At 47.3% G+C, this 12,023-nt stretch carries 11 protein-coding genes and 1 pseudogene; 5 read left to right on the forward strand and 7 right to left on the reverse strand.

All coding sequences use genetic code 11. The features are described from left to right. Nucleotides 1-33: 33 nt before the first annotated feature. The 4 genes from AT705_RS24035 to AT705_RS24050 form a co-directional block, all read right to left on the reverse strand. Nucleotides 34-555: a GNAT family N-acetyltransferase gene (locus AT705_RS24035; RefSeq protein WP_058798838.1), complete on the reverse strand. Its 522-nt coding sequence runs from the start codon at nucleotides 553-555 to the stop codon at nucleotides 34-36. 25 nt (nucleotides 556-580) lie between these two features. Continuing rightward, entirely contained in the window at nucleotides 581-1,312 is a 732-nt protein-coding gene (locus tag AT705_RS24040; RefSeq protein ID WP_058798839.1) for a 5-oxoprolinase subunit PxpA, read from the reverse strand. Nucleotides 1,313-1,431: 119 nt separating this feature from the next. Continuing rightward, nucleotides 1,432-2,229: a D-glutamate cyclase family protein gene (locus tag AT705_RS24045; RefSeq protein ID WP_058798840.1), complete on the reverse strand. Its 798-nt coding sequence runs from the start codon at nucleotides 2,227-2,229 to the stop codon at nucleotides 1,432-1,434. A 65-nt stretch (nucleotides 2,230-2,294) separates the two neighbouring features. After that, nucleotides 2,295-4,079 (reverse strand): glycoside hydrolase family 3 protein, encoded by a 1,785-nt coding sequence (locus AT705_RS24050; RefSeq protein WP_058798841.1) that lies wholly within the window; start codon nucleotides 4,077-4,079, stop codon nucleotides 2,295-2,297. Nucleotides 4,080-4,259: 180 nt separating this feature from the next. Here AT705_RS24050 and AT705_RS24055 point away from each other — a divergent pair, with 180 nt between their 5' ends. Further along, the gene (locus tag AT705_RS24055) at nucleotides 4,260-4,610 is read left to right on the forward strand and encodes a VOC family protein (protein ID WP_058798842.1); all 351 of its coding nucleotides are present in this window, start codon (nucleotides 4,260-4,262) and stop codon (nucleotides 4,608-4,610) included. 3 nt (nucleotides 4,611-4,613) lie between these two features. Here AT705_RS24055 and AT705_RS24060 read toward each other — a convergent pair. Both AT705_RS24060 and AT705_RS24065 read right to left on the reverse strand, forming a co-directional pair. Then, nucleotides 4,614-5,344, reverse strand: a pseudogene (locus AT705_RS24060) (MBL fold metallo-hydrolase). Next, the gene (locus tag AT705_RS24065) at nucleotides 5,341-5,946 is read right to left on the reverse strand and encodes a hypothetical protein (protein ID WP_058798843.1); all 606 of its coding nucleotides are present in this window, start codon (nucleotides 5,944-5,946) and stop codon (nucleotides 5,341-5,343) included. Before AT705_RS24065 ends, AT705_RS24060 begins: the two are co-directional and overlap by 4 nt. Before the next feature lie 218 nt (nucleotides 5,947-6,164). On the opposite strand from AT705_RS24065, the gene AT705_RS24070 reads away from it, so the two are divergent. Both AT705_RS24070 and AT705_RS24075 read left to right on the forward strand, forming a co-directional pair. Then, complete coding sequence (locus AT705_RS24070) at nucleotides 6,165-8,408, forward strand: putative bifunctional diguanylate cyclase/phosphodiesterase (RefSeq protein ID WP_058798844.1); 2,244 nt, start codon at nucleotides 6,165-6,167, stop codon at nucleotides 8,406-8,408. Between the two features lie 227 nt (nucleotides 8,409-8,635). Next, the gene (locus AT705_RS24075; RefSeq protein WP_058798845.1) at nucleotides 8,636-9,871 is read left to right on the forward strand and encodes a sensor histidine kinase; all 1,236 of its coding nucleotides are present in this window, start codon (nucleotides 8,636-8,638) and stop codon (nucleotides 9,869-9,871) included. A 2-nt stretch (nucleotides 9,872-9,873) separates the two neighbouring features. Here the strand turns inward: AT705_RS24075 and AT705_RS24080 are convergent, their stop codons facing one another. Then, complete coding sequence (locus tag AT705_RS24080; protein WP_058798846.1) at nucleotides 9,874-10,548, reverse strand: hypothetical protein; 675 nt, start codon at nucleotides 10,546-10,548, stop codon at nucleotides 9,874-9,876. 469 nt (nucleotides 10,549-11,017) lie between these two features. On the opposite strand from AT705_RS24080, the gene AT705_RS24085 reads away from it, so the two are divergent. Continuing rightward, nucleotides 11,018-11,227 (forward strand): cold-shock protein, encoded by a 210-nt coding sequence (locus AT705_RS24085; RefSeq protein WP_010380108.1) that lies wholly within the window; start codon nucleotides 11,018-11,020, stop codon nucleotides 11,225-11,227. Nucleotides 11,228-11,353: 126 nt separating this feature from the next. Continuing rightward, on the forward strand, nucleotides 11,354-11,857 hold the full coding sequence (locus AT705_RS24090; protein ID WP_058798847.1) for a DUF4240 domain-containing protein: 504 nt from the start codon (nucleotides 11,354-11,356) through the stop codon (nucleotides 11,855-11,857). Nucleotides 11,858-12,023: the final 166 nt, after the last annotated feature.

Here is a 12,023-nt window from a genome sequence, read left to right on the forward strand (position 1 = left end):
CTGGTTTATGTTAGGCCGGCTGCATTGTTGTATTTAGCGTGATGCAATTAAGCCCAGCTTTTGGTCGTGACACCATTGACCACCGATAATGTAGTTGTCTTTAAGTGTGCCTTCATGATCAAACCCCAGGCCGGTTAGTAAGTTAAATGACGCCTCGTTTCCTTCGGTGACGGTTGCTGTCAGTTTGTGATAGCCGCATTGGTTAAAGGCAAAGTCGATAATGGCGCGGGTCGACTCTTTTGCATAACCCTTGCCCTGATGTTCCGGGGCTAGCATAAACCCAAGCTCAGCTTGCTGATAGGGTGCCCAGTTGGATAAGAAGCCATGAAGTCCGACAGGATTACCGGTTTCTCGCTCTTCAATCACTAATGTTAGCCACTCCTCGCTGTCTTTTTGCCAGTCGATAAGCCGGCGGTCAAATTGCGCACGGATTTCATTTTGCTCAGACAGGTCGCGGATAAAGCGCATCACCTGAGGGATCTGATGCAGGCGCAAAAAAAATGACCAGTCTGAAGGTGTTAATGGTCGCAGCATCAGGCGGGAAGTGGTAATCATTGTATAGTCCTTTTATTGTTTGATGTTATTGGGTTTGGAGTAATTTTCTGATAGTGACGATTTGATTAATGCTATCCATGTTGTCGCCATGCACACAGAGGGTGTCTGCTTTGAGTGGCAATGCCTGACCACTTGCCGTAGTAACTGTGCCATGAGTCAGCAGCTGTTTTACCTGTGCCAGTACGTTTGCTTCGTCGTGAACCGCATTGGGTTGAGTCCGTGGGCTGAGTTGCCCTTGGTCTGTGTAAAGCCTGTCAGCAAAGGCTTCAAATAGTAACTCTACTCCAAATTTCTCCGCAAGGCTTGTATGGTGTGCTTGCTCGGCCGTTGCCAGCAGCATTAGTTTGAGCTTAGCTGGGTACTCGGAGAGTGTTTTGAGTACTTGAAGAAGTATCGCTTCGTCACGCATCATGTCGTTATACAAGGCACCATGGGGTTTCACATAGCGCAATGTCATACCCTGTACCTGGGCCATCCCTTCCAGCGCCGCGATCTGGTAATGCAGTGTGTTGCGCAGATCAGTTTCACTCAAGTTCATAGAACGACGTCCGAACCCTTGCAGATCGGGGTAGCCTGGGTGGGCACCAATACCGACATTATGCGCTTTGGCCAGTGCGAGTGTGTTTGCCATTACAGTCGGGTCGCCCGCGTGAAAGCCGCAGGCAATGTTGGCCAGATCAATGTGCGGCATAACATGGTTGTCCAGTCCCATTTTCCAGGCACCGTAGCTTTCTCCCAGATCGCAATTTAGCAGCATAGAATACTCTTATGTAGGGTTTTTCCAGACCTTAACATGGATTGCTGCGTCAGGGTTAGGGCTTCGCGTCCAATCAAGTTCACGTCTTCGGATCATAGCTACAAAACCAGGCTGGTGTGTCAGCTGATAACCAGGTTTAAATCGGCTTTGTCCGTAACCAACAGATGTTGCGGGCTGTTGATAATGCATAGTTCAGGGGCTGCCCGGGTAATTGCAAGGTGGGCAGTGAGGCTGGTTGTCCAGAAAACGGGGAGTTTATCGCTGGCTACGGGAAGCGGCTCACCAAAGTTTGGTTTATTCAGGTTGCTAATGCCTATTTCGCTTGCTTCACCGAAGTGCAGCGGGATGCCATGTGGTACTCGGCTGACAGAGCCTGCCTGAATGGCTTTGATCAACTCTGGTTTACTCATTGGGCGCATGCAAACTACTTTATTGCCACTAAATGGCCCGACCTGATTGCTCTCTATATTGCTGATATACATAGGTAAGGAGTGTGTTGGATTCGCCAGCGGGCTGGAGATGCCGAAGGAGTTGAGCACGGTATCAAAGGCCAGGTAACTGGCCAGTGCAAAAGTCACCAGATCGTCTCGCCATAGCTGTTTGATATCCGACACTTCCTCAGTAAGCTGGCCGTGTTTTAGGATCCGATAGCGCGGAATATCAGTACGAATATCAATGTCCTGACCTAACTGGTCGAGATGATAACACCCTGGTGAGATACTGCTTGCTAATAATGGGCAGCAGTCAGCATTGTGATGACAGTAAGTCATAAATTTAAACGCATAGGCTTCAGGCAGGATCAACACATTACATTGGGCGAAGCCGGGAACAAAGCCGTTAGTGGGGCCGGAATAGTCTCCGGCCCGGATCATGGCGCGAATAGCGTTAGGTGCAGTGAGTGATGCCTTTGGGTCCATACATGTCCTCATCAGGTAACAGGCTGATTAAACAACATCTCATTCAATATTATAGGCAGCTAAGATTAATCTGCCTGTTTGTCTATGGTAACGGGGAGCGTTCCTGTGGCTTTTTCATGACCTAAAATGACTTTGGCAAGTGCGGTATACGCCGGTCCGCTGACTTCATAGGCGGTTTCAATGTCGACATTGTAGGCGTAACTTGCCAGTACAGCCTGGCTGTATGGGGCAAACTGGGTGATTTCGTAAGGAGCGCGCAAACTGATGAATACAGTTGGTTTATGCTGAGATTGAGCAAACCGCAATAAATCTTGCAGTGCATTAGGCTGGGCTTTGGTTGCCAGAGAAAACTGCGACAAGGTAGCCAGGTCTTCCATGCCCCCTATCTCTACAGCGCTTTGTGCGGGCGTTGCATGGCCACCAATGACGAAGTCTGCATTTTTTATATCTGCTTCTGCCTGGGCAGGGTTGAATCCTTGCAAACTGGACAGAGTAATCGTGAGCGGATGAGTTGCATGGGCTAATAAGGCTTGTTTCAGGGCCGTGGCTTTTTGCTTGTCTGGCATAATCACATGAATGCGCTGATTTGCTCGGGGTGCCAGTGGTAACAGCTGGTCATTTTTCACTTGTGTTATGGCTGCCAGTGCTAATTCAGCCTCCAGCTTACGGTGCTGCGGATTTCCCAGTACAGACTGGGCAATAGCTGAAGACAGCTGATGCTTTGATACTAAAAAGCGGGCTTTGAGCGTTTGTATTCTCTGGTGAGATGCCCTCAATTCAGAGATGCTCAGCTGTGCTGTGGCTTGTTGATAAAGCGCATCCATAAATTGTCTGAACGCGCTGATATCATCTGTGCTGCGTATCGCAAAAGGCATCAGGGCAATGTCTACACCCGCAGCAAAGGTCTCTATGACGGCCTGCTCGGGCTCAAAGAAGTCACTGATCCCGGCCATATCCAGAGCATCTGTGATGGTGACACCCTGATAGCCCAGCTCCTCTCTCAATAAGTCATGCATAATTTTTCGTGACATCGTTGCCGGGCGCAGCATTTTTTCATTACGTTTGTTAAGTATGTTTGTATTATCCAGCGCTGGGTACTGGATGTGCGCCGTCATTATCATACCCGGAGCGTGTTGTTTAATGATGCTGGCAAACGGCGCAATGTCTTGCTGCTGTATCTGTTCCAGGGGATGATTAACACGGGGTAAGCCGGTGTGGCTGTCGACATTAGTATCACCATGCCCGGGAAAGTGCTTGATGGCAGATATCACTCCCTGTTGCTCGAATGCTTTGACTTGTGCGGCGCCCAGTTTTGCCACCATGTGTGGGTCTTCGCCAAATGACCTGACATTAATGACCGGGTTATCCGGATTGGCGTTGACATCAACGGTTGGTGCGAAATTGACATTGACCCCAAGCACGGACAGCTCTTTACCAATGACTGATGCAACCTCATGTGCATAGTGCGTGCCATGCTGAACATAGCTGGCACCTATGCTCATGTTGCCTGTGAAGGAGGTGGCCTCAGCGCGATTAATTCTGGCAACCCGACCGCCTTCCTGATCAATGGCGATAAAAGGGGGTTGCTCTGTTGCATTGTGGATCTGTTGCGTGAGTGCGACTATTTGGTCAATTTCCTGGACATTTTCGGCAAACAGGATCACACCGCCAATCTGATAGTCATGCAGTATCTGTTTAAGCTCCGGTGGCAGGGTAGTCATAGGCTCCCGACATTTAGCCCCTTTGCCTTGTTGACAAAAGTATCGCAAATCGAGCATGAGCTTTTGGCCGATCAGGGTACGTAATTCAGGTGCAGATTGAGCACTGTGGCTTGGGGCTGTGAGGGTCATGAGCAAACCTATTAAGAGTACGCGGAACAAGATATTCGTCATCAATATGTTATTTTTTCTGGCACTCTAACACGCCTCAGCGCTAATATGGAGCCAATTCAGTTCAATATGTTATCGGTTTTTATCAGGTGTAGGTGAACGCACATTGAATGCCAAGACAATAATAAAAAGGGAAAGACGATGAAACATCATACGCTCAACTATGTAGAGTTTGCTGCTTCTGATTTACCGGCGACGCAGACATTTTTTGAATCGGTTTTTGGTTGGCAATTTCAGTCATACGGTCCGCAGTATGTAGCGTTTAGTGAGTCTGGGCTGGAGGGGGGCTTTTTTCAAAGTGATGTTTCGGCCAGCCAGGTACAGGGCGCCCCGTTACTGGTTTTGTACAGTGATGATTTGGTACAGACACAGCAAGCCATAGAGCAGGCTGGTGCCACCATCAATAAAGCGATATTTAGCTTCCCCGGTGGCAAGCGGTTTCATTTTATTGAGCCCAGTGGCAATGAACTGGCGGTGTGGAGCGATAAATAAGCCTTAACTGGCTATGCCCACGTCCAGCTTTGCAAACCACTCAAGAAATTCAGCGACAGCGTCGCCTTTAAATAAGCGACCATGCTGAGGCGCCATAATGTCGATATCGAGTTCTCTTACTCGGGCTATCCAGTTTGCTTTAGCGCGATTGGATGGCATCCAGCGACGATGGAAATACTCCATGTGCTTAATATGAGCCGCAAAGTCATCAACAAATATTGGTGCATTGGTTTTTTCCAGCGCCGCACCTACATCACCACTCATCAGTATTTTTGCCAGCGGGTCATATACATGAAAATTACCAGATGAATGCAGGTAGTGTGCAGGGATGAGTTTCAGGCTGATATCATTCAGGCGAATGTCGCCTCCCTCGTCTTTGATCCCCTGATATTTGATATTGTTCATACCAAAGTGCCGGATAAACCCTTCCCACAGCCAGGGCGCATGCAGTGTGGCATCCGGAAGGGCTTTATCCCAAAGCCCCAGCGAAGAAATGATGTCAGGATCTTGATGTGAGGCGAATAAGGTGGTCAGCTCTTCCAGCTCTATGTGTTGCAAGATTGCAGCCAGCATGGGGAAAAAAGCTCTGTGCCGCCTGGGTCGAGCAGCACTGCCTGACCTATGCCTTTCACCAGATACTGGTTAGTATCAATGATCTTTTCTGGTTTTCCTTCGTCGCGGCCAAACATCAGCCAGGTGTGGCTCGGAGCCTGATAGAGTTGTGTTGCTTTCAATGCAGGGCGCCTCTTAGGGTATTGATTTCGTTTAAGTTTACAGTGACTGATTGCTTAATTGTTTTGGCTGCAGTGGCAATGAAATCCGAGACCGACTGCAGGCTGTCACTAAATTCCCCAGCGTTTGATGCCTCAACACGGCTGGTCACGGCAATGTATTCCGCACTGCGCATTTGTTTATTGATCTCTTCAAAAAAGCTCTCCAGGTCCTGTAAAGCGATTTCCAGTTTTTTGGTCTGGTGTTGCCGCTCTTGTTTTGCTCTGTGTTGCAAAGCAGCAACTTGAGGTGTGGAGATGAGGGTTGCTGCATTGTCGACGTGCATGTCGAACTGAGTGCTTCTGACCGCCTCGAGCGCAATTTTGAACAGCTGATTAGACAAAGTGGAGATATGCGTAGTGGTCTTGATGGTTTGTTCTGAAAACTCATCAATGAAGTTTGTAATGGGTTTAAAGCCAGAGGCCGAATCACCTGCTCTCAGCGCGACCACGCGGGCGTTCTTTGCGGTGAGAGAAAGGTTTTTAGCTTCGGCCAAAATCGCGTCAAGATTTGCAATGATACGCGCAACGCGAATGAAGCTATCTACTATGTTGTCGTCGCTCAATGCAAAACTCCACTGTCTACGGGCTGCTTTCAAGACACTAGAATAAAAATCGCCGAAATTCCAGAAATCGGTATAATTGTGCGTATAGTTTTTACCTCTGCCAAAACACTAAACTCTATCATTAACAAAGGCTTCAAAAACTCCAGTTGCAGTACCAAAGTCCTGTTATTACGACTACGCTTGATAAGATCTGTGTTTAATAGATGACTGGAGTTTGAGTGAAAATCTCTGCTTTGCAATATTTTGTGAGCCTGTGTTTGTCTGTGTTGGGGTGGCAGGCGAGTGCTGTGCCTCAAACAGCCTCAGAGCTTGCGCCTTCAGTGAATGGCACGACTAATGCCATGATGATTGTGCTTGTCGTCGGCGGTCTGATGGCGGCAATGGCGGGCACAGTGGTTTGGTGGTTGAGTCGTCGATCGGATCAAGGGCGTCAACATGGTCATGATGAAGCACACCACTTTTACCTCGAAGCATTTCAGGCCAGCCCCGGCTTTGAATTTGTGTTTAGCTCTGATGCAAGTTTGATTTGCATGAGTGACGGGCTTACAACCGCGCTTGGCAAAAGCCACAAAGCGCTGTTTGCTTACAATTTGCATGAACTTCTGGAACCGGATAGCTGGGCATGTTTGGCAGCCTGGCTGGAAGAACCTAAACCCGGTCAGGTGATTAAACTGACCCTGGTCAGCGCGCACAGTGAGCGTTTTACCGGACTTTTTGAGTTGCGAAGTTCTGAGCACTGCAATTTACATCTTGCCCGCTACTTGCACCTCTCGCCTCATCTGGGTCAGGCGGACACCGATAGCGAGCTGCTGGCGGTGACGCTCAGCTCCATAGGTGATGGCGTAATATGTTGCGGTATTGATAGTCGGGTGATTTTTATGAATCCGGTTGCTGAGGCGGTACTTGCCTTACTTACCGAAGAAGTTAAAGGGCAGCCCATTACTGAGGTGATGCCGTTATATCATGAAGGCAGTGACCGACCCATCGAAGATCAAATGGCTGTGTGTATGCGCAGTCAGCAAACGGTTAGCCTGCCGGATTCTACCTGTTTTCGAAATCACCTTGGGCTGGAGTTTGCCATTGATGATTCCTGTTCCCCAGTATATAACAATTCAGGCAAAGTCATTGGTGCCGTGATGATTTTTCATGATGTGACTGAATCAAGGGCACTCAAACGCAAAATGAACCACCTGGCCCACCATGATGCACTGACAGGGTTGCCCAATCGTTTGCTGCTTCAAGATAGGCTTATCCAGGCGTGTAAACGGGCGTTGCGTAATCGCCATCAGTTTGCGGTTGTGTTTATGGATCTGAATAAATTTAAGAAAATCAATGACTTTTTGGGGCATGATTTTGGCGATTTACTCCTGAAACACATTGCACAACGGTTAACGGATTCTGTTCGGGCATGTGATACCGTGTCCCGGATGGGCGGTGATGAATTTGTATTGTTACTGGATGCCATTGAAGATAAACGTCATGTACGAAGCGTGATTAAAAAAGTGCTTGATGGCGTGTGTGGTCAGTATGAGATCAAAGGCGTTGAGGTACAGGCTGCGCTGAGTGCTGGCGTCGCGCTGTATCCTGATGACGGCGATAACGCTGAATTACTGATGAAACGTGCTGACAGCGCTATGTATCGGGCAAAAAGGTCGGGCAAAGGCGGGATGCAGTTTTACTGCTCGAAATTGGATAATGAAGCTGAGCAAAACCAGGCTCTGGAGCAGGCCATTTTAGACGCATTATCGGCAGATAAGTTTGTACCGTATTTCCAGCCTGTTGTCAGCGCATCAGATGGCCGGCTTGTTCAGGTGGAGATGTTGGCCCGGTGGCACAAAGAAGGCACACTGGTCGAAGCGAATCGATTTATCAATGAAGTAAGCGAAGTGGGTTGCCTGATGGCATTGCAATCTAAGCTCTGGGAGCAAGCGTTTAAGCACTTTGCCAGTTGGCAAGCAACAATCCCTGAACTCAGGCTGAGTATCAATGTGTCTGTGAAAACATTGCAACAGGATGAAGCATTGAGCGAACTAAACAGGTGCCTGACCGCACAGCAATTGCAGCCTCAGCAAATCGAAATTGAAATTATGGAACAGCAACTCACAATGCTGGGGACGGAGGCCAGTAACGTGATAAGTCACTGGCAGCAGGCTGGTTTTACAATAGCAATCGATGATTTTGATGCCAGTCACACCAGTATTGGACAGCTACATGATTTAAAAATCGACGTTCTGAAGTTGGATCCAGGATTACTACACGGGCTGGCCGACAGGCAGTCACAGAGTTTAATAAAATCTGTCTTAGTGATGGCAAAAAACATCAACGTCACCTGTTGTGCTGAGGGGGTTGAATCTGCTGAGCAGGCAAAGATATTGACCGAGATGGGCTGCACATTAATGCAAGGTTATCATATTGGCGAGCCAGTCAGTGCTGAGCAACTAGAGGCGTATCTGACAAGTTAGGCCACACGTGATGCAGGGCGGTGCCATATCGTTTTACAAGTATCAACATAGGCTTGTTTGGCGTGACCTAATCCACATGTAGCATGCCACTTCGACAGCCTTGCAAAAAGTGGTTCTCTGAATGTCGACATTGGCGTTTGAATTTTAAAATGGTGTGAGCAGGCTATACTCAAAGTGCAAGTCTGTAAGGCATGTTGCCAGGAACAGGGCTTGCGAGGAGCAAGCGTGTGAACACCAATACTTTATCTGATCAGCTGGTGATTCAATGGAATGAGCTTTTAACTCGAGTTGCCGAACTACTGGATGTACCGGTGGCATTGATCATGAAGCTCAACGGTCCGCACCTGAGTGTATTCAATAAAAGTCTTAATGATGAAAACCCATATGAAATTGGCGACAGTGAATGCTGGGAAAGCTCAGGACTATACTGCGAAACCGTTATCAAAACAGAAAGAGAGCTCTTTGTGCCCAACGCCCTGGCAGATCCTGTCTGGGACCAGAATCCAGATATTAAGCTCAACATGATTGCCTATCTCGGCTTACCCATTAAAAATGTTGATGACTCTGTCTTTGGCACGGTCTGTGTTTTGGACAGTAAAGAAAACACCTTTGGCACGAAGGCGAGAGCTATGTTGAGCTCTCTCAAGCACCTGTTTGAACTACAACTCAGAATGCTGTCACAGCAAAAGGAGCACGACCATAAAGAAGCTTTTAAAGAGCAAGCTCTGATGACCATGGGACTGGCCCATGAATTGAATACGCCACTGGGTGTGAGTGTGACTTCGGCATCTATGCTGAGTGAGTCAGCCAAACAGCTCAGCGGTTTATTGCAGCAACACCCCGTGCCATTTGTTGAGGTACAAAAGCAGGCTGCCTGCATCCAACAAGCTGCGGATTTGCTATCACGTAACCTCCATCATATTGATGACAAAATAGACAGGCTTAAGCAGTCAATTGTTCAGGGGCACGATGGCGTAACCAGGGTATGCCGCATCACCGATGTATTTAAATCTCTGGATAGTGTCTGGGAGTCTTCTTTGGCGATGCACAATGTTGTGCTGAATATTGACGTTGAGCAAAGCGCCGATGTGCTCTTGTATCTAAAGCCTGCCAGTCTCATCGAGGCGTTAAATCACCTAATTACAAATGCAGTTGAGCATGCTTTCTGTGGGGTTGAACAACCAACCATTACAATCGCCGTAAAAGTAAAGCAAGCGGAGCTAAAGCTGAGGTTTAGTGATAATGGAGTTGGGGTTGAGTTGACTCACCCTGAAGATATATTTGCACCCTTCTATTCGACTAAAAAGCACGTGGCTGGCTCAGGGCTGGGTCTGGCACACGTCAAACGCATTGCGATGAATGATCTAGAGGGAACAGTTTACGTAAATTGCAATCAAAGTGGGTTAGGTATCATGTTGCGCTTTCCTGTGACTCATGCGCAACCAGAGTCCATAGAGAATTAGGATCAGAGTCCTTTTTGCGCTTTGACCGTAGAGATAGCAAGGGCAATTTGTGCGGCGAGTCCTGCATGCTTCTTGTGCATTACGTGGTAGGCTTTGGAGCGAAACAAGTGGTGCACATGTAAATGAGATAATGAGTCAGGGAGCGGCCACTGAGTAGAAACTACGAATATTGCATAGTCAAACCGATGCACATTCAGCAGTTCGGGTAACTTAGCCAGATTATTTATATGATAAAAAGTGTTTCTGTGCGCATGCGGATACTTGTTGAGTATAACGCGCTTGGACTGGTCGGTGGCGACTATGGTACTGGGCGTTGCCACCAACACAGAGTTATCACAAGGCACATTCGCAACACATAAAAGGACAAATTCCACCTCCGTTAAAGCAGGCCCAACGGCAATAACATCTTTAAAGGGGGCGAAAATTTCTCGTGCCAGGATCACATCACCATCGGTGTGTTGTGCTGTAATTTCGTGCAGTACGCGATGTGCTGGCATGGCTACAAAATTGGCCTTAATTCCAGCCTGGTTGTAAGCGGCCTGGATTAAAGGCAGGGCTTGATCGCGCACACTTGGGTGTTGTAGATAAGAGATTGTTAATGGTGTGGCAAACAGCGATGCACTAAAAGTACACAAGATGATAACTTTGGCAATTAGGCTAAAAATTTTTTTGAGCATAAAAAAGCGCCTTGGGAGAACTTCGCAGAATTATACCCAGTTTGGATGCAAAGCATAGTCTCCAAAGGTGTTATATCAGGTTAAATTAACCACAATTTGCCCTCGATCATAGTCCCACCAATTAGCCAAAATAAAAAAGGTACACCCTTGTTTCCTCTGCCTTGAAAGCGACTTGTTAGTGTCATTAAGAATTAATAAATATGATTAAAAATTAGTTGACTTAGAGGGGCAGCCCGATAAGATGAACGTAGACAGAATTTGGGTCAGTGTTTATAAATCTCCATTACGTTGTTGTATAAGTTTTTGCTTGTAGTAGTACCGTCCTGAAGTTTTATCACCGGCAAAATTTAGGTCTATGCGCCCACATGGGCATAGGTTTGCCAGTTTTTTGTATAGAAGGATCCTTTGCAACAGGGCAGAGGTTAGCTTTTAAGGATTGGCATCATTTTAATATTCAGGATTTACTATCATGTCTAATACTTTAACAGGTACCGTAAAGTGGTTTAACGAATCAAAAGGCTTTGGTTTCATCGCTCAGGAAAATGGCCCAGATGTCTTTGCACACTTCAGTGCTATCAAAGGTGACGGCTTCCGTACACTAGCTGAAGGCGAGCGCGTTGAGTTCAAACTGACTCAAGGTCAAAAAGGCCCTCAGGCAGAAGAAATCGTTAAGCTATAATTTATGGCTTAAGAGAAAAAGCAAGCTAAGGCTTGCTTTTTTTGTGCCTGAAATCTGGCGCAGCATACCTTTCAGCTGACTGGCTGTGGTAAGATCGCGCGATTACTCCCTGACGTGTTTTATTCCATGGATCAGACTCAATTTTGGCAGCTCATTGCCATTGATAACCAAACCAAAGACAAAGCGGCACAATTAAAAGCCAGGCTTGAAACGCTCTCTGATACTGATGTCGCCGATTTTGATAGTTATTACAGTAAACAGCTCAGACGTTTATGGCACTGGGATATCTGGGGCGCAGCTTATGTTACTTGCGGTTGTAACAGTGAATATGACTTTCTGGATTTCTGCAACTGGTTACTGACTCAGGGTGAAGAGCTGGTAGATCAGGTGTTGGCCCAGCCAGACAGCCTGGCAAACATTGATGACATGCCTCTGCGCGACAATTTGCCCTATCCGTATTGTGACGAATTAGATCTGACAGCAGGACTGCTCTACGAGCAAAAAACTGAGCAGGAATTGCCATATCACAACACAGTGAACTATGCGCCACAGGGCAAGCAGTTTAAAAATAAACCCAAAGTGTTAAAGCAAACCTACCCACAATTGTTTGCAAAATACTGGCAGGGGTAATGTACCCCCGCCCAGACATCGTTTTCTGGCTATTTTTGATATCTGCATCAGTGATAAAGCGTCGGTACAGATGAATGGTTTGTCTTACATGGCTAAGGATGGTCGATTAAGTGAATTACCACATTAACTTTTGTACACCAAACGCAAGCCCGTGTTTGGCGCTTAA

Origin of the sequence: Pseudoalteromonas rubra (genome assembly GCF_001482385.1) — a bacterium.
GTDB classification, from domain to species: domain Bacteria; phylum Pseudomonadota; class Gammaproteobacteria; order Enterobacterales; family Alteromonadaceae; genus Pseudoalteromonas; species Pseudoalteromonas ardens.